Consider the following 21551-nt stretch of genomic DNA (forward strand, 5'->3'; position numbering starts at 1 on the left):
TCGGTGTAGTTCTTCCTGGCCATGGGTGGATCTTCTCGCTCTCCCCAGCAGAACTGCTGGATTCAAGCGTGTCCACGATCCGGGGTCAGGCCCCCACCGACGGTCCCGAGGGCCCTGCCCACATGGCTGACCTCGTACGGCGCAGGCGCAGAGGCCGGACACACACCTTCACGGGGTGTCCGGCCCTCGTGCGTCCCGGCCCTAAGGTTGCCGGCATGCGACGTACCCCCGCCACCCTTCTCGTGGCCCTCTCGCTCACCGCCTCGGCGCTCAGCGCCTGCGGTGACGAGGGCGCTTCCGACAGCAACAGCAGTGAGGACCACCAGAAGCACGAGTGGCGGGTGGCCGGCGACCCGGACGCCACCGCGGACGAGATCATCGACGCCGGCAGCGCGGCGAGCGTCGCGACGAGTGGCGGACAGACCCTTGTCACCTACCGGGTCGAGTCCGACGACGACGAGGGCCCGCAGCAGGGGGCCTGGCGGCTGTACGACGACCAGGGCGAGCCGGTCGCCGACGAGAAGCTCGGGCAGGTCAGGGAGCAGGGCGCCGTGGCACGCGTCCGTGCGACCGACGGCGGCTTCCTGCTGGAGAGCTACACGGCGCCGGCACTGCTCCACGTCGCCGCGGACGGCACCACCACACCCGTCGAGGTGGCCAAGAAGCCGCGGCCGGTGCAGGCGGGCGACCTGCTCGTGCAGGGGGCCGAGGACGGCAATCTCGTGTACCGCCCGTCCGACAACGCGGCGTACCAGCTGCCGAAGCTGCCCACCGACCAGCCGCAGCGGATCGCTATCGACGAGGAGGGCGTGGTCTGGGTCGTCCTCGACTGGGCCGACGACCAGGTGAAGCTGGCGTTCTCGCCCGGCGGCACCGGGCCGTGGACCAAGGACCGGCTAGCCGCCGGCAAGGGCGGGTACCCGGTCTCCGAGATCCACACCGGGTCCGGCCGGCTGACGCTCGTCACCGGCCACGGCGGGGACGAGTACCCCGTGCTCGACTCGATCTGGACCCGTCCAGCAGGCCCGGGCAAGGTGGCCTGGCAGTCGAGCCCGCTGACCGGTGCGGACGGGTTGAAGGCGCTCGATGTGTACCTGGACACGCTGTCCGACGGGCGACTGCTGCTCGAGGGCGACGCCGAGGGCGCGTGGCTCCAGCAGGCCTCCGGCGACTTCGCAGAGCTGAAGCTGCCGGACAACCTCGGCTTCTTCCACAGCGTCTCGGCCGCCGGTGACCGGCTCTACACCACCGGCACCGAGAGCGGCGCCTTCCTGGTCAGCGACGACTTCGGCGAGAGCTGGGACGAGTTCGAGCGCTGACGCCTCACTCGCGCCACGCCCGAGTGATGCTGGTGTCTTCGGCGATCTCCGTGGTCGTCTGCAGGCCGATCGTCCCGACTCCCAGCTGCTGGTGGAGGTAGGCCCACTCGACCGCCGTCTCAACGGCAGCCAGCCTCGCCGGCACTCGGAAGCCGGTCTGGTGGAAGGCCACCAGCTGGTCCGGCCGCTGCTGGACCGCCCACACCTCCCCGGGTACGCCGGGAGCGGTCGGCGTCCACATCAGGTAGATCGGACCCGGGGCCGGAGGAAGCGGCGGTGCCATCTCGGCGATGCCGGCCTCGTACTCCTCGAAGGGCGCGTACTCCTTGCAACGACCGCGGAACCGGTCGGTGGCGCACGGGTCGCCCTTCAGCCAGGCCGGCGGCTGACTCGTGGCCAGCCAGTCGATGACGATCGGCGCCGTACCCAGCCCACCGCCGTGCAGCCGCGCACCGAGCGCCCCCTCCCCGAACATCGCCTTCAGTGGCGACGGCTCGATCGACGAGAACTCGCCGTACCCACCCCGAGTCGAGAGGTACGCCGCAGCAAGGGCACGGTCGGTCGAGGGGACGATGTCGCGGGCGTCCGGGTCGGGCTCGCCGCCCTCCCAGTCGTCGAGCTCCTCGCCGGCGGCGACGGCGTCCGGGCTGGTACGCAGCCGCAGCAGCGGGTCGCCGGCGGCGGCGATCAGGTCCTCGGCTGCGACCACGAGAGTCTGCTCGCGCGGATCCTCCTCGGTGAGGACGCTGCCCGACTCGCTGACCCTGATCTCGTCATCGCCACGGCGTACACGGACCCAGACGACGCCAGGATCCTCCTCCGGCTCCGCCGCCTGCCAGCCGAGCGTCATCGGTGTCCCGTCCTCGGCCTTCACCTCGATGCAGTCGACTGCGACCTCGCACATATCGTCCGCTTCACCCTCGGCCGGTTCGATCATGATCTGCACGGAGACCTCGCCGTAGTCGAGCTCAGCCCCCATCGCGTCGACGTACTGGTTGCCGCGGTCCATCGAGCGGCGGTGCTTGGTGCGCTCCGGGAGGTGCTCCAGGCCGATCGCGGCAATCGCCCGATCGGTGATCGGAACCCGCTCGCTCGCCTTCGGCAGCACCGCGTCGCTCAGATCGACGGACTCCTCGCCGCATGCCACGAGCACCAACAACATCCCGATCGCAGCGAGTCGTCGCACGTCAGCTCACCTCCTGCCACTTGCCGACGACGACGTCCGAGTCGGCGACGATCTCGAGCGTTGTCAGCCCGAGCACCGAGTTCGCGACGATGCCGCCCTGCCGGACCAGGTCGATCACCCGATGGACCTCCATCGCCCGGTGGGGGACGCGGAGGCCACTCCAGCGGAGCGCGACCACCTGGTCGACCCGCTGCTGCACCACCCAGATCTCGCCGCTCGGGCCGGGTCGCCACAGGATGTACACCGAGTTGTGGACAACCTTGCGGCGAGCGTCGCCGGTGAGCTCGGCGAAGGGCCAGGACGTGTCGCAGTAGCGGAAGCGCCTGCTCTCACACAGGTCGCCCGTCAGCCAGCTCGGACCCTCCTTGGCGGCCACGATGTCGAGGACACCGTCGCCGTGCAGGCGTGCGCCGATCGCACCAGCGCCGAAGTCCTTCTTCAGCGGTGACGGCTCGGCCCGGTTCACCTCGCCCGGGTCGCGCTGGTTCAGCAGGTACGCCGCGGCCAGGTCGCGGTCGCGTGCGGGTACCACGTCGGACCCCGCCGGATTGCCCTCGTCCTCGTCCCACCTGTCCAGCCGCTCGCCTGCGTCGACCGCCTCCTGGCTGGTCCGCAGCCGAAGCCGCGGGTCCTGGGCGATCTCGAGCGCCTGGTCCACCCACACTGACAGGTCCATCTCACGTGGATCGCCGAGGATCTCCTCCTGCCCGTGCAGCTCGATCCGCACCCGCTCGTCGCCGCGGTCCAGCACGACATCCACCACTCCGGGGTCCTCCTCGGGCTCCAGCTCCTGCCAGCGCAGGAACATCGGCGAGCCGTCGTCGGCCTTCAGCTCCTCACAGCCGTCGTACGGCTGCGGGCACGGCTCCTCGTCCACACGTGGGGAGACGAGCACGTCGAGAGAGACGTCGTCCTGCTCGCCGCCGTAGCCCAGGCGCGCTCCGGCCGCCCTCGGATCGTGGTCGACCGGACTCATCGGCTCACGCCGTTCGGTGTCAGCAGGGAGGTGGTCCAGCGCGATCGCGGCGATCGCACGTGAGGTGATCGGCACCCGGTCGCTCTCCGGCGGCAACGAGGTACCGGTGTCGGCCGCGGGGCCGGCGTCGTCGCACGCCATGAGCGTCAGCAGCAGTCCGACCAGGACCAGATGTCTCATGTGTTCCTCAACGAGGTGAGGATGTCGTTGGGTTGCAGGGGTGCGCCATTGACTTCGATCAGCCAAGATTCGCTGCTGCTTGACGGGCAAGCGCGAGCGCCTGGCGCGCCCAGGCGGGCGACGCACCGGCCAGGCCGCAGGTCGGCGTGACGACGAGTCGGTCGCCGACTTCCGCCGGGTCGAGGCCGAGCATGTCGAGCCAGCGCAGCACCTGTTCGGTGAGTCCCTTCTCGGTCGGCGCGGTGACCGGATCCAGCGCGGGTAGGACGCCGAGCAGCACCCGCTCACCCGCCTCCAGCGCCTCGGCGAGCCCGTCGTACGCGCTCGCGGCAACCGTGGTCAGATCCACCGACAGGCCGCGAGCGCCGGACTTGCGGAGCAGGTCGACCGGCACGTCACGGGCGCAGCAGTGCACGACCGGCGTCGCGCCGGACTCGCTGATCGCGGCGAGCACCCACTCGAGTGCCTCCGACGCGACCGGCAGGTCGACCGACCGGTGCCGATGAAAACCGGACGCGGTCGGCACCTCCCCGGAAAGTACGGCGGGCAGCGCCGGCTCGTCGACCTGGACCAGCAGCTCGGTGACGCCGGGCAGCCGGCGAAGGACGTCGGCGACATGGGTGCGCACCCCCTCGGCCAGCGCCTGGGCTAGATCGCGGCGGGCTCCGAAGTCGGACAGCACCCGGTCCCCGCGCGGCTTCTCGACGGTCGCGGCCAGCGTCCACGGGCCGGCGACCTGCACCTTGAACGCGCCTTCGTAGCCGGCCGCCTGCTCTTCCAGCCCGTCCAGGTCCTGGGCGAGCTGCGAGCGGGCCCGCCGGTGGTCGATGCCGGGGGCGTCGGTGAGCCGCCAGCCGGCGGGCTGCAGGTCGGCGCCGAGCTCGGAGACGATCGCCAGCGCGCGGCCGGTCAGGTCGGCGGGCGCACCGCGGCCGGGCACCTCGGGCAGGTGGGGCAGGTCGGGCACCTCGCCGAGCACCACCCGCAACGCCTCGGCGTACGCCGCATCGTCGTCGCCGGGATACGACCCGACGCCGGTCGCCAACGTCACGCGAGCGCCTCGCTGCGCGCGGTCTCGGCGATGGTGGCCGAGCCGACCACGCGGGTGCCGTCGTAGATCACCGCGGCTTGGCCGGGCGCGATCCCCTCGGCCGGGTCCAGCAGCTCAATGTCGACCTGGCTGTCCACCGTCGCCACGGTCGCGCGGTGCTCGCCGCCGTGGGCGCGCAGCTGGACGGTGACGTCGGGACCCGCCAGACGAGACGGGACGGTGCCGCACCAGCGCGCCTTGATGCCCCGGATCCGGTCGATCCGCAGCCGCTCGCGGGAGCCGACCGTGACGGTGCCGGAGACCGGCTCGATGTCGAGCACGAAGCGCGGCTTCCCGTCCGGCGCAGGGCGGCCGATCCGCAGACCCTTGCGCTGGCCGATGGTGAAGCCGAACGTACCTTCGTGCTGGCCGAGCACCTCGCCGGACGTCGCGTCGACGATGTCACCGCCGTGGTTGGGAGCCTGTTCACCGAGCTTCTCGCGCAGCCAGCCGGCGTTGTCGCCATCGGCGACGAAGCAGATGTCGTGGCTGTCGGGCTTGTCGGCGACCAGCAGTCCGCGCTCCTCGGCCTCGCGGCGTACGTCGGTCTTCACCGAGTCGCCCAGCGGGAACAGCGAGTGGGCGAGCTGCTCCTGGGTGAGTACGCCGAGCACGTAGGACTGGTCCTTGCCGTGGTCGACCGCGCGGTGCATCTCGATCAGCCCGTCGTCGCCGCGCCGCAGCTGTGCGTAGTGCCCAGTAGCGACCGCGTCGAAGCCCAGCGCGATCGCCCGGTCGAGGACCGCGGCGAACTTGATCTTCTCGTTGCAGCGCAGGCACGGGTTGGGGGTGCGGCCGGCGGCGTACTCGCTCATGAAGTCCTCGACCACGTCCTCGTGGAAGCGGTCGCTCATGTCCCACACGTAGAACGGGATGCCGATCACGTCGGCCGCGCGGCGGGCGTCGTTGGCGTCCTCGATGGTGCAGCAGCCACGGGCGCCGGTGCGGTACGACTTGGGGTTGCGCGAGAGAGCGAGGTGGATGCCGGTGACGTCGTGGCCGGCCTCGGCCGCCCGCGCGGCCGCCACCGCCGAGTCGACCCCGCCGGACATCGCAGCGAGCACCTTCACGACTTGATCCCCGCGGCTCGCGCCCGCTCCACGGCCGGGCCGATCGCCTCGACCAGCGCGTCAACGTCCTCCTGGGTCGAGGTGTGGCCGAGCGAGAACCGCAGCGAGCTGCGCGCCTCGGCGTCGGTGCAGCCCATCGCCAGCAGCACGTGCGACGGCTGCGGTACGCCGGCCGAGCATGCCGAGCCGGTCGAGCACTCGATGCCGCGCGCGTCGAGCAGCATTAGCAGCGAGTCGCCCTCGCAGCCGGGGAAGGCGAGGTGGGCGATGCCGGGAAGCCGATGGTCCGGGTTGCCGCGCGGTACGGCGTCCGGGACCACCTCGAGCACGCGGCGTACCAGGTCGTCGCGGAGCGCGCCGACCCGCACCGCGTGGTCGGCCTGCTCCTTGACCGCGACCTCGACGGCCGCGGCGAACCCGGCGATCGCCGGAGTGTCGATGGTGCCGCTGCGGATGTCGCGCTCCTGGCCGCCGCCGTGGACCAGCGGGGTGACCTCCAGCTCGCGCCGGACCACCAGCGCGCCGACGCCGTACGGGCCGCCGAGCTTGTGTCCGGTCAGGGTCAGCGCGTCGACGCCGGACGCCGCGAAGCCGACGGGCACCGCACCCACCGCCTGGACGGCGTCGGTGTGCACCGGGATGCCGTGCTCGCCAGCGATGGCGACCACCTCGTCGACCGGCTGGAGGGTGCCGACCTCGTTGTTGGCCCACATCACCGACACGAGCGAGACGGTGTCCGGCTCGCGCACGACGGCCGCCCTGAAGGCGGCCACGTCGAGCCGGCCGGTGTCGTCGACCGGCAGCAGCTCGATCTCCGCGCCGGACCCGCGCAGCCATTCGAGCGGGTCGAGGACGGCGTGGTGCTCGACCGCGGTGGTCAGGATCCGGGTACGGCGCGGGTCGGCGGCGTGCCGCGACCAGTGGATGCCCTTCAGCGCCAGGTTGTCGGCCTCGGTCCCGCCCGAGGTGAACACGATCTCTCCGGGCCGGCAGCCGAGCGCCTGGGCGATCCGCTCTCGCGACTCCTCGACCACCCGGCGGGCGTGTCGGCCGGATGCGTGCAGCGACGACGGGTTGCCGGTGCTGGTGAGCTGGGAGGTCAGCGCCTCGACCGCAGCCGGCAGCATCGGCGTGGTTGCTGCATGGTCGAGGTAGACGGTGGTCTCAGGGGCGCTCATCGCCTCCCAAGGGTACGGCGCTACGCATACCTCTGGTAAATGGCGCGAGTGTTAACCGAAGCAGACGTATCCGAGGTGTTATCAGACCCTCCTCACAGACATGGTGCTTCCCGACAACCTCCTCGCCGCGACCACCGAGCGGTTCGAGGAACGCACGGCCGAGCGCGCCGAGGTCGAGCAGAAGCTCGACGAGGTGAAGGCCGGCCGCGCCAGCGTGCTGGAGGTGGACTCCCCCGAGCGGGTCGCGCTGCGTGGCCAGCGGGTCGCAGCCCGCGACACCCTCGACGCCTCACCGGTCCCGGCCACCGAGAGCCCCGAGGTCCTCGAGCGGATCATCGACGGCAGCAACCTGCTGGCGGTGGCCTTCCTGGAGCTCGGCGCCCGGGTGGCCTCGACGGTCGGCCGGATCAACGTCCGTGACCAGGTGCAGCTGCGCGGCTTCGGCACCGGCTTCCTGGCCGCGCCGCGGGTGCTGATGACCAACAACCACGTGCTCTCCGACGCGGGCGAGGCCCGGTTCTCCCAGGTCGAGTTCGACCTGCAGAACGACATCGACGGCCGGCCGCGCCCGACGTACAGCTTCGACCTGCTGCCCGACGAGCTCTTCCTCACCAACCGCGAGCTCGACGTGACCATGGTCGCCGTCGCGCCCCGCTCCCGCGCGGACAGTACGGCGCCGCAGCGCGACCTGGCGGACTTCGGCAGCAACCGGCTCAGCCGCCTGCAGGGCAAGATTCTGCTCGGCGAGAGCATCAACATCATCCAGCACCCCGAGGGCCAGCCGAAGCAGCTGGCGCTGCAGCAGAACGAGTTGGTCGACCGGTTCGACGCCTTCCTGCACTACCGCAGCGACACCTCGCCCGGCTCGTCCGGGTCGCCGCTGTTCAACAACCAGTGGGAAGTGCTCGGCCTGCACCACTCCGGCGTACCGGCCAAGGACGCGCAGGGCCGGATCCTCGCCGTCGACGGCTCGGTCTGGGACCGCTCGATGGGCGACGACAAGATCAAGTGGATCGCCAACGAGGGGATCCGGATCTCCAGCGTGATCTCGTTCGCCGAGACCGAGGCCCCGAACCTCCCGCCGGCCGCCCGCGACCTGCTGCGGCTGGTCATCGACCCCGGCCCGGAGACCACCCCGATCACTCCCCTCCCAGCCGGAGTCGGCATCATCCCTGTCCCAGCCCCACCAAGCCCAGCCACGCTCGTCGGGTCCACCGAGACGCCGGCCGCGGCGACCACCACCTCGGTCGTCGCGGCCGCCCCGACGGCGGTCGCCCCGCAGGCGCCCGCTGGTACGGCGGACGTCACCGTCACGGTGCCGCTCAGGATCACCGTCCAGCTGGCCGGCCAGTCCGCTGCCGCGGTCACCCAGGCGGCGCCGGTCGCTGCGCCCGCCCTGGTCGAGGCGGTCAGCATCGACCCGGACTACACGACCCGCGCCGGCTACGACCCGGAGTTCACCGGCCTGACCGTGCCGCTGCCCGAGCTCACTGCCCAGCAGCGCGAGCAGGTCGCGATGAACCAGCAGCCGCTGCCCGGCCGCGATCCCGCCGTACTCGACTACCACCACTACAGCCTGGTCATGCACCGCGGCCGCCGGATCGCGTGGTACTCCGTGGTCAACATCGAGGGTGCGCTCTCGATGGAGCTCAACCGGGACCGCGACAAGTGGATCTTCGACCCGCGGATCGACCGCGAGGCGCAGATGGGCCCGGAGATCTACGAGGACAACGACTTCGACCGCGGCCATCTGGTACGGCGTCTCGACCCGGCCTGGGGCTCGGTGGAGAAGATCGCCCGGGTCGCCAACGACGACACCTTCCACTTCACCAACTGCTCGCCGCAACACAAGTTCTTCAACCAGGGCAAGACGCTGTGGGCCGGCCTCGAGGACCACCTGCTGCACGGCGCCCGCGCGGCCAAGCAGCGGATCACGGTGTTCAACGGCCCGGTGCTCAAGCCCGCCGACCCGATCTTCCGTGGTGTCCAGATCCCGCTGGCCTACTGGAAGGTGGTTGCCTTCCGGACCGCCGAGGGCAAGGGCGCCAGCGCGGCGTTCCTGATCAGCCAGAAGGAGCTGGTCGAGAAGGAGCTGGAGGCGGCGTTCGCGCCCGAGACCTTCCAGGTGCCGGTCCGCAGCATCGCCTCCCTGACCTCACTGGACTTCTCCCACCTGCGCGAGTTCGACTCGCTCGACGGCGAGCGCGAGGAGTCCGACGTGGTCGAGGAGTCCACCGACCTCCCCCTCCCCGGCGTCCGCCTCGGCTCGTACGACGACCTCCGCCTCTAACCCGACCCGGCCCGTCTTCACCCGTCAGCACGCCGACCCGGCCCGTCTTCACCCGTCAGCACGTCGACCCGGCCCGTCTTCACATGTCAGGCCAGCGACCCGGCCCGTGTTGACACGTTCTGCGTGAACACGAGCCGGGTCACCGTCGTACAGCGTCAACACGAGCCGGGTCAACGCCGTACAGCGTCAACACGAGCCGGGTCAGCGCCGTACGGCGTCAACACGAGCCGGGTCAGCGCCGTACGGCGTCAACACGGGCCGGGTCAGCGCCGTACAGCGTCAACGCGGGCCGGGTCGGCGTCAGACGAAGGCGACGTCGGCGATCACGGCCCGGTGGTCGGTGCCGGTGATGTCGACGGTGCGGGTGTCGAGGGCGGTGAGCCGCTCCCCCACCAGCACGTGGTCGATCTGGACGACCGGCGGCGAGGGCAGCCCGACCATCGACCCGTTGGCGGGCCAGGTCGGCTGCCAGCCGGCGTTGGCGACCTCGGCCGCGTCGCGGAAGCCGGCGTCGTAGATCCCGCGCATCGGGGCGTGGTCCGGAGTCGCGTTGAAGTCTCCGGCGAGCAGGTCGACCCGGTCGTCCGCCGTTTTCTCGATCACGCCGAGCTCGCCGGACCAGACGTCGGCGTTGTGCGGTGGCACCGGGTGTACGCCGAGCATCCGCACCTCGCCCTGGGGCAGCGCGACCGTCGCGGCGTACGAGCCCATGTGGGTGTCCAGGCGCGAGACCTCGGTGATCTCCCCGACGCTCAGGATCATCGTCCCCATGACCCCGAACCCCGGCTCGCCGGCCCGCTCCGGCAGTGCGGTCGACAGCCCGGCCTCGTCTAGCGCGGCCAGCGCCTCCGGAGTTACCTCCTGCAGCACCAGGATGTCGACCTGCTCGTTGGCGATCGTCTCCATCACCTCGAGCGGGTCCGCGTGGCCGGTCAGCAGGTTAGCGGTCATCACCTGGAAGGTCCGCGCGTCAGCCGCTGCGGCCGGCTGGCCGCCCGAGAACTGCGGCGCCAGCCACCAGCCGTGCAGGCCGAGCGGGAGCAGCGCGGCCACCGTCGCCGCCACCCACACCCGCCGCTGCCGGCCGGCGGGCCAGGCGATCCGGGCGAGCAGGAGTACCAGCGCCGCGGCGTACAACGGCAGCGCGAGCGGCGCGAACGACACGCCCCGTACCGCCGTACCGACGTCCGGCGTGGTCAGCCGCAGCACGGTCAGCAGCAGCGCCGGCAGCGCCAGCCCCGCCAGCACCACCCAGAACAAGACCCCCCGGACCCGCATGCCGCGAAACTACCCGGCAGATTCAAGGGGCCACCCGGGCCACCGCAGGCACCGGCGCCCAGGGCTCCGGCTCGATGCCGATGGCATTCACGTAGTACGAGACGCCTCGGTACTGCCCGGCCAGGGCAAGCAACTCCAGCAGCTGCGCCGGCGAGTGGGACGCGGCCAGCGCTGTCCAGATCCGGTCCGGAACGGCCGCGCTGTCGTGGAGCGCGTCGCTCAGCTCGAGGATCAGCCGGTCCTCGACACTCAGGCCCTCCGGCGTGAGCGGTACGACGGTGGTGGCGTGGACAGCTGCGTCGTCCAGCCCGACCTGGGCGGCGAACACTTCCACGTGCACCGACCACTCGTACCAAGCCTCGCACCGAGCGGTGGTGCGCAGGATGACCAGCTCGCGTTCGCGCGGGGCGACGTCGCCGTAGTTGAGCAGCAGCGTGCCCATGGACCGGAACCGCTCCAGCAGCTGCGGATGGTGGGCGATGGTGCGGAAGAGGGCGAGTGGCTCGGCGTCGACCCCGCCCATCAGCCGCCGCAGCGTGGTGGCCAGCTCCTCGTCGTACGGCGGCTCCAGTGGCCGGATCCGGGGTGCATCCATGACTTGCCCTCCTGCTTCGATTTTCGTAGCGTGAGGCTGTGAACCTAACACTACGGAATCCGTAGCGCAATGGCAGAGACCCCGCTTCCGGGCCGCCCCTCCCGGACCACGCGAACCGGCCGTCCGCTGCCCGCGCTGCTCGACCTACTCGGGCGACGCTGGTGCCTGCGCGTGCTCTGGGAGCTGCGCGACGGCGACCCGCTGACCTTCCGCGAGCTACGCGACCGCTGCGACACGATGTCGCCCAGCGTCCTCAACGACCGGCTCCGCGAGCTGCGCGAGGCAGCGTTCGTCACGTCCGGCCCGGACGGCTACGTCCTGACGAGTCAGGGGCGCGATCTGCTGGCGGCCCTCGCCCCCCTCGGCGCCTTCGCCGAAGGCTGGACGGCCAGCTAGAGCAGCGCCATGTCGTCGCGGTGCACGACCTCGCGCTCGTACGCCGCACCCAGCTCCCGCTTGAGCTCCGACGTCGAGCGGCCGACCAGGGCCGGCACCTCGGCGGCGTCGAAGTTGACCAGGCCGCGGGCGACGGCGATCCCGTCGGGGCCGACGAGGTCGACCGGATCGCCGGCGACGAAGGTGCCGGTCGCGCCGGTCACGCCGGCAGCCAGCAGCGACGCCCGGCGCTCGACGACGGCCCGCACAGCACCGGCGTCGAGCAGCACCTGGCCCTTCGGGTCGGTCGCGTGGGCCAGCCACAGCAGCCGGGTCGGGCGGCGGCGGCCGGTGGGGTGGAACAAGGTGCCGACCTCGTCGCCGGCCAGCGCGGCCGCGGCCTGCTCGGCCGCGGTGAGTACGACGGGGATCCCGGCGCCGGTGGCGATCCGGGCAGCCTCCACCTTGGTCTGCATGCCTCCGGTGCCGACCCCGGCCGCACCCGACGAGCCGATCCGGATCGCGGTCAGGTCGCCGTCGCCGGCCACCTCGCGGACCAGGGAGGTGCCGTCGTGCGCTGGGTTGCCGTCGTACAGGCCGTCGACGTCGGACAGCAGCACCAGCAGGTCGGCGTGCACCAGATGCGCGACCAAGGCAGCCAGCCGGTCGTTGTCGCCGAACCGGATCTCGCCGGTCGCGACCGTGTCGTTCTCGTTGACGATCGGCAGCACGCCGAGCTCCAGCAGCTTGGCGAAGGTCTGGTAGGCGTTGCGGTAGTGCGAGCGCCGGGTCACGTCGTCGACGGTGAGCAGCACCTGACCGGCGGTGATGCCGTGCCGGGCCAGTTCCTCGGTATAGCGGTGCACCAGCAGCCCCTGCCCCACCGACGCCGCGGCCTGCTGCGCGGGCAGCCCACGCGGCCGCTTCTTCAGGCCGAGCGGGGCCAGCCCGGCCGCGATCGCACCCGACGACACCAGGACCACCTCGGCGCCACGGCCCCGGCTGGCGGCCAGGTCGTCGACCAGGCGGCGTACTCGATCCGGGTCGATCCCGCCCGCGGCGGTGGTCAGTGACGACGAGCCGACCTTGACCACGATCCGCCGCGCGGCGGTGACGACGCCGCGCACCGTCACCGCTCGGCGTCCGGATCGGGCTGCGCTGGATCAGACTCGGCCCAGTCGGCGTCCGGGTCGTCGACCGAGCCGATGTCGTACGACGTCGGGCCGGTGTCGACTCGCCGGGCCACGTCGGCGCGGGCTTCGTGCTCGGCACGCTCGCCCATCGCCTCGTCGATCGCGCGGCGGCGCTGAGCGGCCGGCCGCGACTCCTCGAAGCGCTGGTCCTCGCCGCGGCGGCCGAGCATCTCGACGCCGGCGTCGATGCCGGGCTTGAAGTCGAACACCACCGAGTTGTCCGGGTCGCCGATGAGTACGGCGTCGCCCTCCTGCGCGCCCAGCTCGAGCAGCCGGTCCTCGACACCGAGCCGGTTGAGCCGGTCGGCGAGGAAGCCGACCGCCTCGTCGTTGCTGAAGTCGGTCTGCCGCACCCAGCGCTCCGGCTTGGTGCCCCGCACCCGCCAGCCGTCCGGAGTCTCGGTGACCACGAACTCCTCGCCGCCGGTGCCGGCCGGCCGGATCACGATCCGCGGCGTCACCTCTACGGCCTGGTCGGCCCGCGCCCGGGCCACGATCTCGGCCATCGCGAAGGTCAGCTGGCGCAGTCCCTCGGTCGACATCGCGGACACCTCGATCACCCGCAGCCCGCGCTCGCGCAGCTCGTCGATCACGAACGAGGCGATGTCGCGGCCGTCGGGTACGTCGACCTTGTTGAGGGCCACCAGCCGCGGCCGGTCCTCGAGGCCGCCGTACTTGGCCAACTCGTTCTCGATCACGTCCAGGTCGTCGACCGGGTTGCGACCCGGCTCGATGTTCGCGGTGTCGATGACGTGCACGATCGCCGCGCAGCGCTCGATGTGGCGCAGGAAGTCGTGGCCGAGGCCGCGGCCCTCGCTGGCGCCCTCGATCAGCCCGGGTACGTCGGCGACGGTGAACGTGAGGTCGCCGGCGGTGACCACGCCGAGGTTGGGCACGAGCGTAGTGAACGGGTAGTCCGCGATCTTCGGCCGGGCTCGCGAGATGGCCGCGATCAGCGACGACTTGCCGGCGCTCGGGAAGCCGACCAGCCCGATGTCGGCGACCACCTTCAGCTCGAGCACGATGTCGAGCTCCTCGCCCGGGTCACCGAGCAGCGCGAAGCCAGGGGCCTTCCGCTTGGCCGACGCGAGCGCCGCGTTGCCGAGCCCGCCGCGGCCGCCCTCTGCGATCACCATCTCGGTGCCGGCACCGACCAGGTCGGCCAGCACGTTGCCCTTGGTGTCGGACACGACGGTGCCGTCCGGGACCAGCAGCACCAGGTCGGCGCCGTGGCCGCCGTTCTTGTGGGCGCCGGCGCCGTGACCGCCGTGCTCGGCGCGGCGGCGCGGGCTGTGGTGGTAGTCGAGCAGCGTGGTGACGGCCTGGTCCACCCGGAGGATCACCGACCCGCCGGGCCCGCCGTTGCCACCGTCCGGACCGCCGAGAGGCTTGAACTTCTCGCGGTGCACCGACGCGACGCCGTTACCGCCGCGACCGGCGCTGACGTGCAGCGTGACCTGGTCGACGAACGTCGGCACAGCCATGAAGAATCCTTTGCTCGAAGGCACAAAGCCGAAGGCGCCCCCAGAAGTCTAGGGACGCCTTCGGTTGAAGCTGGGGATGTGACGCGTCAGGTCACTCGCCCGGGACGACGTTAACGACGCGACGGCCGCGCTTGGTGCCGAACTCGACCGCGCCGGGGACCAGCGCGAACAGGGTGTCGTCACCGCCGCGGCCGACGCCGCTGCCCGGGTGGAAGTGAGTGCCGCGCTGGCGGACGATGATCTCGCCGGCGTTGACGACCTGGCCGCCGAAGCGCTTCACGCCGAGGCGCTGGGAGTTGGAGTCGCGACCGTTCTTGGTAGAAGCCGCGCCCTTCTTGTGTGCCATGAGTTCAGTCCTTTATCTAAGTTCGGCGAGCGATCAGGCGGTGATCGCGGTGACCTTGACCTGGGTGTACTTCTGACGGTGACCCTGGCGCTTCTTGTAGCCGGTCTTGTTCTTGAACTTCTGGATGACGATCTTCGGGCCCTTGGTGGCGCCCAGGACCTCGGCGGTCACCGACGCCTTGTCCAGGCCGGTCGAGGTGACCTTCTCGCCGTCGACGAGGAGCACCACGGGCAGGGTGAGCGACTCACCAACGCCGGTCGAGACCTTGTCGATCTCGATGACGTCGCCCACGGCAACCTTCTGCTGAGTCGCCCCAGCCTTCACGATCGCGTACACCGCGGTCTCCTTCGTCGAATCACTGCTTGAGAACTGTCGAAATCTGTGTGCCTGCGGCGCCTCCAGACCCGCCGGCGCAACCAAGTTGGTGGTACGCCGGGTGGAGGGGCAACGCAGAACCGGCGCATGGGACGCGCGCCGAGGGTCAATACTACGGATCGCGCGGCCACTCCGCAAAACGGCCGCGCGACCCGTGGAATCGCCTAGCGCCGGCGCGATCCACGCTTCTTGATCGGCACGTGCAGCTCCAGCTGAGGAGTGTCGTCACCGAAGTCGAGACTGTCCTGCTCACTGCCCTGCTCACCGTTCTGGTCGATCACCGCGACCGCACCTGCCACCGCACCCGCCTCGGCCGCAGCCGGGCCGGCGGGCCGGCTGGCGCTGCGCCTGCGTGTCCGGGTGACCACCTTCGGCGGCTCGACCGCGGGCGGCGCACTGTCGTCGGCCGCCTCGGCGGCCGGCTCGGTGTCATTCACGGTCACCGGAACGGCCACCACCGGCGCCTCGACCGGCGTGGACGATCCGGCAGCGCGGCGGGCGACGCGACGGGTCCGAGTGATGACTTTGGGCGCCGCTGCCACCTCGGGCTCCACCTCGGGCTCCGGCTCCGGCTCCGGCTCGGCCGCAACCGGCTCCACCGGGGCCGCCTCGTCGGGAACCTCGGCGACCGGCGCCTCCGGAGCCTCAGTCGGCTCGGTCGGCTCGACGGTCCCTACGGGCTCGGCGGGCTCTTCGTCGGCGGCCGGCTGCTCGGCGTTCTCAGGACGTGCGACGGCGGCGACGTCCTTCGGCGACGGCGGCCGGGCGGGGGTCGCCTCGGCGGCGTTGTCGCCCTTGCGGCCCCGGCCGCGACGGCCGGAACGCCGGCCCTCGTCCTCGGCCTTGCGGGGCTCGATCGGCATGTCGTGCACGAGTACGCCGCGGCCCTGGCAGTGCTCACAGGTCTCGCTGAACGCCTCGAGCAGACCGGTGCCGATCCGCTTACGGGTCATCTGCACCAGGCCGAGCGAGGTCACCTCGGCAACCTGGTGGCGGGTCCGGTCACGGCCCAGGCACTCCACCAGCCGGCGTAGCACCAGGTCGCGGTTGGACTCCAGGACCATGTCGATGAAGTCGACCACGATGATGCCGCCGATGTCGCGCAGCCGGAGCTGGCGGACGATCTCCTCCGCGGCCTCGAGGTTGTTCTTGGTGACCGTCTCCTCGAGGTTGCCGCCGGAGCCGGTGAACTTGCCGGTGTTGACGTCGACCACGGTCATCGCCTCGGTGCGGTCGATGACCAGCGAGCCGCCCGACGGCAGCCAGACCTTGCGGTCCACGCCCTTGGCGATCTGCTCGTCGATCCGGTACGCCGAGAAGACGTCGCCGTCCTTGTCGTAGCGCTCCAAGCGGGTCTCCAGGTCGGGAGCGACGTGGGAGACGTAGCCCTGCACGGTGTCCCAGGCGTCGTCGCCCTGGATGACCATCTTGGCGAAGTCCTCGGTGAACAGGTCGCGGACGACCTTGAGGGTCAGGTCGGGCTCGCCGTACAGCAGCTTCGGCGCGTTGCCGGACTTGACGCTCTTCTCGATGTCGTCCCAGCGGGCCTTGAGCCGCTCGACGTCGCGGGTCAGCTCGTCCTCGCTGGCGCCCTCGGCGGCGGTGCGGACGATGACCCCGGCGGTGTCGGGGACGATCTCCTTCAGCAGCGTCTTCAGCCGGGTGCGCTCGGTGTCGGGGAGCTTGCGCGAGATGCCGCTGGTGGTGCCGTCGGGCACGTACACCAGGAAGCGGCCGGCCAGACTGATCTGACTGGTGAGCCGGGCGCCCTTGTGACCCACCGGGTCCTTGGTGACCTGCACCAGCACCGCCTGGCCGGACGACAGCACCGACTCGATCTTGCGCGGCTGGCCGTCCTTGTGGCCGAGGCTGGACCAGTTGACCTCACCGGCGTACAGCACCGCGTTGCGGCCCTTGCCGATGTCGATGAACGCCGCCTCCATGGAGGGCAGCACGTTCTGGACGCGGCCGAGGTAGACGTTGCCGATCAGCGAGGTCTGCGACTCGCGGGCGACGTAGTGCTCGACGAGCACCTTGTCCTCGAGGACGCCGATCTGGGTCAGGTCGTCGCGCTGGCGGATCACCATCACCCGCTCGACGGACTCGCGGCGGGCCAGGAACTCGGCCTCGCTCACGATCGGCGCGCGGCGGCGGCCGGCCTCGCGGCCCTCGCGACGGCGCTGCTTCTTGGCCTCCAGGCGGGTGGAGCCGGAGAGCGAGGTGATCTGGTCCTCGCCGGTGCGGCCGGTCCGGACCCGGACGACGGTGTTGGCCGGGTCGTCCGGCGCCTCGCCGGAGTCCTCGCCCGCACGTCGGCGGCGCCGCCGCCGGCGGGAGCCCGCAGCAGTCTCGCCGTCGTCGGCGGACTCCTCGTCGGAGCCGCCGTTGCCCTGCTCGTCCGACTCGGTGTCGTCGGCACCGTCCCCACCCTTGCGGCGACGGCGGCCGCCGCGGCGACGGCGACGGCGGCTGGTGCCACCCTCGGTTTCGTCGGCGGAGTCCTCGGTGTCGGTCTCCTCGGCGGCCTCGGTGTCGGCGGCTTCGGTCTCCTCTGCGGGCTTCGGTGCGGCCTTCTTGCGGGTACGCGTGGGCTTCTTGGCCGGCTCCTCGGCCGGCTCGGCCTTGGCCTCGGTCTCCTCGACCTCGACCTCGGGCTTGGCCTCGGGCTTGGCCTCGGGCTTGGCCGCGGCCTTGCGGGTACGGCGTACCGGGGTGGCCTTGGCGGCGTCCGGTGCCTGGAACAGCGGCACTGCGAGCGCGGCCGCCGCGGGGGCGGCCGCCTCCTCCACCTGCGGCGTCTCGAGCGGAAGCTCGGCCGAGGCGACCTTCTTGGTCGTGGCCTTCTTCGCCGCCGTCTTCTTGGCGGCCGTCTTCTTGGCGGCCGCCTTCTTGGCGGTGGTCTTCGCAGCCGTCTTCTTGGCCGCGGCCTTCTTCGCCGGCGCCTTCTTGGCCGCCGGCTCATCGGCGGTCTCGGCGGTCTCGGCGACCTCCGGAGCCTCGGCCGACTTCGCGGCGGCCTTCTTGGCGGTGGTCTTCTTCGTCGTGGCCCGCTTCGTGGCGGTCTTCTTGGCCGCCGTCTTCTTCGCGGGGGCCGCACTCTCTGCGGCGGCCGGTTCCGCCGAAGCGGTCTCGATGGTGTTGTCCTCGTCGAGCAAGGGGTACTCCTCGGCTCCGGCCTGGCGGTCCTCACCGCGATCCGGAGCGTGTCCGACGCCAACCGGTCCGCTAGGGAGCCGGCGGCGTTAAGCCTTCGTGTGGCGGCGACTCCTCCGCTGGGAGCGTCAACCGGCGCCGGTCAAGTCACCTGCCGCGGTCGCTGGGCTCGGGCCTGAGCCTGGAAGCGGATGCCGCCGCTGTCACCGGCAAGCACCCAGCCGCGTCGCGGTCTGGTGACGACCTTCGCCCATCGTGCCGGTGCCTCCGGAACTCAATCCGCGGACTCCGGCGAAGCGTCGTCGGGTCGTGGTGCGCGGCGGCGCCGCACAACATCAACCAAGGTCGAGTATCGCACACCGGGTGACGGTTGCCGCTATCCCCGACTGCCGAGCGGGTCGCCGACCTCGCCGGTCGACTCATCGTACGGACCCTGCGCGAGGCGGGTCAGCAGCGGTGATTCACCGGCTTCCAGGCCGCCGGCGGCGGCCAGTCCGGTGAGCACGTCGTCCGGCCGGACCGCGGGTACGACGTGCCGCAGCAGGAGGTCCAAACGGGCGCCACCGGCACGCTCGACGACGGTCAGCGACGCCACCGCCGCGCGACAGTTGAACTCCCTGACGCCCTTCTTGGTCATCCGCTGGACCAGCACCTCGTCGCTCGCCAGGAACGCCGCGACCGCGGCAGCGGCAGCGGCCTGATCCGCGGTGGTGTCGATCAGCCAGCGGCTCGCGGTGAGCAGGTCGGCCAGCGAGCCGCCGGGCGACTCGACGACCTCGAGCACGTCCAGCCCGTCGGGGAGCGCCTCCTCGAGGAGAGCCTTGATCGCGGCCGGGTCGGCCACCTCGGCCAGCCCGATCTCGAGGTACTCCGCCTCGCTCGCCGAGCCGGTCGGCGCCGCGCCGGCGTACGAGATCCGCGGGTGCGGGTTGAACCCCGACGAGTAGGCCATCGGCACCCGCGCCCGGAAGATCGCCCGCTCGAAGGCCCGGCTGAAGTCGCGGTGGCTGGTGAACCTCAGGCGGCCTCGCTTGGCGTAGCGGATCCGAAGTCGCTGGACCGGAGGGGCTTGCTGCTCGGGTTGTTCACGCACCCGGTCACCCTAGTCGCGCGTCGGGGTCAGGGCAGGCGTGCCTGCTTCATCAGCACCGAGTTGTAGATCGTCGACACCTTGACCCCGTCGAGCCATTCGGTGAGCCGGGCCGCCTCGACGTCGAACGCCGCCTTCGCCTCGGCCCCGAGGTCCTCGCGCAGCAGCACCTTGACCACGCCGTCGTCGTCGTGCACCCAGCAGCCGACGATCCGGCCGTGCCACCACGCGGTGGTGCCGGCGTTGCCGGCGGTGTCGAAGAGGTATGGCGTGTGCGCGGGGTCGAGGTAGAACTCACGGTTCCGCCAGCCCATCGTGGTCGGATCCAGGACCGGCACCAGCGCAGCCCACGGCTCGACCGCGGGTACCGGGTCGAGGTCATCGGGCAGCACCCACCCCGCCAGCCCGCCGTCGAGGCTCACCGGCACCGCGCCGATGTCGGCCAGCGCCTGACGTACTGCGGTCTTGGTCGAGCCGAGCCACCACACGAGGTCGGCCTCGGTGCCGGGACCAAAAGTCCACAGCCAGTGGCGCACGAGCTCGGCGTACCCCTCCTCGACGGAGAGCGGGGCGGCCGGCTCGCCGAGCCAGTGCTCGGTGAGCGTCCATTCGTGGCGGGAGAGCCGCCAGTGACCGGTGTTGTTGCCGCGCACGATCAGCGCCTCGGCCCCGAGCGCGCTGAGGATCCGTGGGCCGAACGAGAACGTGCCGCCCCACTTCTTGCCCTCGCCCATCGTGAACTTGGCCTGAAGCTCGGCCACCTCCTCGCGCAGCTGCAGCGCGGTGAGTGCGTCGCCGTCGGCCAGCCGCGCCAGCACCGCGGCCCGGGCCGCGGCGAGCCAGGCTTCTGCGTCGTCGGACAGGCCGGAGGCGGCCACGTCCTTGAGCACATTGCGCCTTTCCTGCTGAGCAACCCGCGCGGAGATGCTGCCCCAGGCCGCAGGCAGCAGATCGCGCGGGAAGACGAACATCGTGCGGCGCATCGCCAGCTGCTTGACCAGCGCCCGGTCGTCGTAGAGCAGCTTGTCGATCTCGTTGAGCGTGACGTCGTGGACGCGGGCGAACAGCGACAGGTACGGGCTCGGCGGCTCCGTGGCGTGCAGCACCGTCATCGCCCGGGTCGCGGCCTCCGGGTCGTCGTACCGGTGCTGCGGGGCGAGGCCGTGCCGCCGGGCCAGCCGAGCGCGGCGCTCGTCGTCGTCGATGTGGCGGACCGGGTCGGGAACGGCGTACTTGGGCATGGTGGGTCCAGCATGCCGGACCGACCATCGGCGGTGGCTACGCTGAGCGCCATGTCGTACCCGCCGTCGTACCCACCGCCGGGAGGCCAGTCGGGTGGCCAGCCGCCCCAGCAACCGCCGTACGGCAGGCCGCCGCCGGGCTACTCCGCCCCGGGTCAGCCTCCTGCGCCTGGCGTTCTGCCGCGACGGCGAAGGGCCTGGCTGGGGCCGGTCATCCTGGTCGCCGTGCTGCTGCTGGTGGCCGGAGCCGTGGTGCTGGCGATCCTGCTCGCCCGAGGCAACGGAGTCTCCGTCGCGACGCTGGACGAGGGCGACTGTCTGGTCAGCTCCGACCTGGCCGCCGGCAACGGCTCGGTGGGCGAGATCGAGACCGCGGACTGCGCCGGCGCACACGACGCCGAGATCTTCGCGACATTCGAGCTCGACGACGACGAGGCGGACGAGTACGACGACGCCGCGCCGGCAAGGTGCGCCGAGCTGCTCGCCGAGCAGGACAGCTCGCTCGACCAGCTCGCCGAGGACGACCTCGAGGTCCGACCACTCACCCAGGACGAGGAGCCGGCCGCTGGCGACCAGGTGGTCTGCCTGGTCCGGCACACCGAGGGCGACGAGCTCGACGGGCCGGTCTTCGAGTAGAGCAGTTAGGCGCTCAGGGCCGGGGTGCGCCCTGCGAACTTCGTCATGAAGTCGGTCCAGCCGTGCTCGGTCACCAGGATCACGTCGCCGGTGTGGGCGCGCGACAGGTGGTTCGCGTAGCGCCAGGCGCTGAACCAGTGGGCCTCGTTGGGCCCGAACACGCAGAGTCCGGGTCGGACGACGACAGTCATTACCGCATGCCGCGTCGGCCAGGTATCTGGCACCGGCATGAGCTCCACGCGCTCTCGCAACTCCTCCCGAGCGGCCTCGCAGTCGTAGAGCACAGCGGGAGTGTCCAACCGCTCGACCAGAACGATTCTCTGCTCGGTCGCCGGGTCGACGACCAGGACGAGGTACGCCGTGCCCGGCGCCATCGGCACGCGCGCGGCCAGGTCGTTGATCAGTGCGCTGGGATCTCGGAACTCATAGGTCTGGAGTGTCATGCCGACGAGAGTGCCCGATCCGAACGTCAGCCGCTTTGGTTATCCACAGGCGC

The 21551-nt window shown here is 71.4% G+C and carries 19 protein-coding genes; 4 read left to right on the forward strand and 15 right to left on the reverse strand.

Annotated elements, in window-relative coordinates; translation table 11 throughout:
- Positions 1–215 precede the first annotated feature (215 nt).
- Positions 216–1319: a hypothetical protein gene (locus DDV73_RS06690; protein ID WP_154402639.1), complete on the forward strand. Its 1104-nt coding sequence runs from the start codon at positions 216–218 to the stop codon at positions 1317–1319.
- A 4-nt stretch (positions 1320–1323) separates the two neighbouring features.
- Here the strand turns inward: DDV73_RS06690 and DDV73_RS06695 are convergent, their stop codons facing one another.
- From DDV73_RS06695 to DDV73_RS06715, 5 genes are read right to left on the reverse strand one after another with little or no spacing between them, the layout of a single operon-like run.
- Positions 1324–2505: a hypothetical protein gene (locus tag DDV73_RS06695; protein WP_109506478.1), complete on the reverse strand. Its 1182-nt coding sequence runs from the start codon at positions 2503–2505 to the stop codon at positions 1324–1326.
- A gap of 1 nt (position 2506) precedes the next feature.
- The gene (locus DDV73_RS06700) at positions 2507–3661 is read right to left on the reverse strand and encodes a hypothetical protein (protein WP_109506479.1); all 1155 of its coding nucleotides are present in this window, start codon (positions 3659–3661) and stop codon (positions 2507–2509) included.
- Positions 3662–3719: 58 nt separating this feature from the next.
- On the reverse strand, positions 3720–4712 hold the full coding sequence (locus DDV73_RS06705) for a uroporphyrinogen decarboxylase/cobalamine-independent methonine synthase family protein (RefSeq protein WP_109506480.1): 993 nt from the start codon (positions 4710–4712) through the stop codon (positions 3720–3722).
- Positions 4709–5821, reverse strand: a complete 1113-nt coding sequence (gene mnmA / locus DDV73_RS06710; protein WP_206050751.1) for a tRNA 2-thiouridine(34) synthase MnmA — start codon at positions 5819–5821, stop codon at positions 4709–4711. Before mnmA ends, DDV73_RS06705 begins: the two co-directional genes overlap by 4 nt.
- Complete coding sequence (locus DDV73_RS06715; RefSeq protein ID WP_109506481.1) at positions 5818–6999, reverse strand: cysteine desulfurase family protein; 1182 nt, start codon at positions 6997–6999, stop codon at positions 5818–5820. Before DDV73_RS06715 ends, mnmA begins: the two co-directional genes overlap by 4 nt.
- A 100-nt stretch (positions 7000–7099) precedes the next feature.
- Here DDV73_RS06715 and DDV73_RS06720 point away from each other — a divergent pair, with 100 nt between their 5' ends.
- On the forward strand, positions 7100–9289 hold the full coding sequence (locus DDV73_RS06720) for a DNA/RNA non-specific endonuclease (RefSeq protein ID WP_109506482.1): 2190 nt from the start codon (positions 7100–7102) through the stop codon (positions 9287–9289).
- 300 nt (positions 9290–9589) lie between these two features.
- Here DDV73_RS06720 and DDV73_RS06725 read toward each other — a convergent pair whose 3' ends face one another.
- Together DDV73_RS06725 and DDV73_RS06730 are read right to left on the reverse strand one after the other, a co-directional pair.
- Positions 9590–10567: an endonuclease/exonuclease/phosphatase family protein gene (locus DDV73_RS06725; RefSeq protein ID WP_109506483.1), complete on the reverse strand. Its 978-nt coding sequence runs from the start codon at positions 10565–10567 to the stop codon at positions 9590–9592.
- A gap of 22 nt (positions 10568–10589) precedes the next feature.
- Positions 10590–11162, reverse strand: coding sequence for a carboxymuconolactone decarboxylase family protein (locus DDV73_RS06730; protein WP_109506484.1), 573 nt, complete (start codon positions 11160–11162; stop codon positions 10590–10592).
- A 69-nt stretch (positions 11163–11231) separates the two neighbouring features.
- Here DDV73_RS06730 and DDV73_RS06735 point away from each other — a divergent pair, with 69 nt between their 5' ends.
- Positions 11232–11558: a winged helix-turn-helix transcriptional regulator gene (locus tag DDV73_RS06735; RefSeq protein WP_109506485.1), complete on the forward strand. Its 327-nt coding sequence runs from the start codon at positions 11232–11234 to the stop codon at positions 11556–11558.
- On the opposite strand, the gene proB is transcribed toward DDV73_RS06735, so the two are convergent.
- The 7 genes from proB to DDV73_RS06770 form a co-directional block, all read right to left on the reverse strand.
- A complete protein-coding gene (proB, locus tag DDV73_RS06740) occupies positions 11555–12670 on the reverse strand; it encodes a glutamate 5-kinase (RefSeq protein ID WP_109506486.1) in 1116 nt (371 codons plus the stop codon). The genes DDV73_RS06735 and proB overlap by 4 nt on opposite strands.
- The gene (gene obgE / locus DDV73_RS06745) at positions 12667–14214 is read right to left on the reverse strand and encodes a GTPase ObgE (RefSeq protein ID WP_109506487.1); all 1548 of its coding nucleotides are present in this window, start codon (positions 14212–14214) and stop codon (positions 12667–12669) included. Before obgE ends, proB begins: the two co-directional genes overlap by 4 nt.
- A 91-nt stretch (positions 14215–14305) precedes the next feature.
- Positions 14306–14560: a 50S ribosomal protein L27 gene (rpmA, locus tag DDV73_RS06750; RefSeq protein ID WP_109506488.1), complete on the reverse strand. Its 255-nt coding sequence runs from the start codon at positions 14558–14560 to the stop codon at positions 14306–14308.
- A gap of 33 nt (positions 14561–14593) precedes the next feature.
- On the reverse strand, positions 14594–14896 hold the full coding sequence (gene rplU, locus DDV73_RS06755; protein ID WP_109506489.1) for a 50S ribosomal protein L21: 303 nt from the start codon (positions 14894–14896) through the stop codon (positions 14594–14596).
- A 203-nt stretch (positions 14897–15099) separates the two neighbouring features.
- Positions 15100–18090: an Rne/Rng family ribonuclease gene (locus DDV73_RS06760; RefSeq protein ID WP_109506490.1), complete on the reverse strand. Its 2991-nt coding sequence runs from the start codon at positions 18088–18090 to the stop codon at positions 15100–15102.
- A 374-nt stretch (positions 18091–18464) separates the two neighbouring features.
- Positions 18465–19181, reverse strand: a complete 717-nt coding sequence (locus tag DDV73_RS06765; RefSeq protein WP_109506491.1) for a TIGR03936 family radical SAM-associated protein — start codon at positions 19179–19181, stop codon at positions 18465–18467.
- A 26-nt stretch (positions 19182–19207) separates the two neighbouring features.
- Positions 19208–20419: a winged helix DNA-binding domain-containing protein gene (locus tag DDV73_RS06770; protein WP_109506492.1), complete on the reverse strand. Its 1212-nt coding sequence runs from the start codon at positions 20417–20419 to the stop codon at positions 19208–19210.
- A 51-nt stretch (positions 20420–20470) separates the two neighbouring features.
- On the opposite strand from DDV73_RS06770, the gene DDV73_RS28370 reads away from it, so the two are divergent.
- Positions 20471–21055, forward strand: coding sequence for a hypothetical protein (locus DDV73_RS28370; protein ID WP_154402640.1), 585 nt, complete (start codon positions 20471–20473; stop codon positions 21053–21055).
- Between the two features lie 5 nt (positions 21056–21060).
- On the opposite strand, the gene DDV73_RS06780 is transcribed toward DDV73_RS28370, so the two are convergent.
- A complete protein-coding gene (locus DDV73_RS06780) occupies positions 21061–21498 on the reverse strand; it encodes a hypothetical protein (protein ID WP_109506494.1) in 438 nt (145 codons plus the stop codon).
- Positions 21499–21551 lie beyond the last annotated feature (53 nt).

The organism is Nocardioides speluncae (genome assembly GCF_003121585.1).
In the GTDB taxonomy this organism is placed as follows: Bacteria; Actinomycetota; Actinomycetes; order Propionibacteriales; family Nocardioidaceae; genus Nocardioides; species Nocardioides speluncae.

What these genes read in the sequence shown, in the direction of transcription:
- DDV73_RS06690 (WP_154402639.1), top strand. Translation starts at nt 216, where the DNA reads ATGCGACGTACCCCCGCCACCCTTCTCGTGGCCCTCTCGCTCACCGCC.
- DDV73_RS06700 (WP_109506479.1), bottom strand. Translation starts at nt 3,661, where the DNA reads ATGAGACATCTGGTCCTGGTCGGACTGCTGCTGACGCTCATGGCGTGC.
- DDV73_RS06715 (WP_109506481.1), bottom strand. Translation starts at nt 6,999, where the DNA reads ATGAGCGCCCCTGAGACCACCGTCTACCTCGACCATGCAGCAACCACG.
- DDV73_RS06720 (WP_109506482.1), top strand. Translation starts at nt 7,100, where the DNA reads ATGGTGCTTCCCGACAACCTCCTCGCCGCGACCACCGAGCGGTTCGAG.
- DDV73_RS06725 (WP_109506483.1), bottom strand. Translation starts at nt 10,567, where the DNA reads ATGCGGGTCCGGGGGGTCTTGTTCTGGGTGGTGCTGGCGGGGCTGGCG.
- DDV73_RS06730 (WP_109506484.1), bottom strand. Translation starts at nt 11,162, where the DNA reads ATGGATGCACCCCGGATCCGGCCACTGGAGCCGCCGTACGACGAGGAG.
- DDV73_RS06735 (WP_109506485.1), top strand. Translation starts at nt 11,232, where the DNA reads ATGGCAGAGACCCCGCTTCCGGGCCGCCCCTCCCGGACCACGCGAACC.
- obgE (WP_109506487.1), bottom strand. Translation starts at nt 14,214, where the DNA reads ATGGCTGTGCCGACGTTCGTCGACCAGGTCACGCTGCACGTCAGCGCC.
- rpmA (WP_109506488.1), bottom strand. Translation starts at nt 14,560, where the DNA reads ATGGCACACAAGAAGGGCGCGGCTTCTACCAAGAACGGTCGCGACTCC.
- DDV73_RS06770 (WP_109506492.1), bottom strand. Translation starts at nt 20,419, where the DNA reads ATGCCCAAGTACGCCGTTCCCGACCCGGTCCGCCACATCGACGACGAC.
- DDV73_RS28370 (WP_154402640.1), top strand. Translation starts at nt 20,471, where the DNA reads ATGTCGTACCCGCCGTCGTACCCACCGCCGGGAGGCCAGTCGGGTGGC.
- DDV73_RS06780 (WP_109506494.1), bottom strand. Translation starts at nt 21,498, where the DNA reads ATGACACTCCAGACCTATGAGTTCCGAGATCCCAGCGCACTGATCAAC.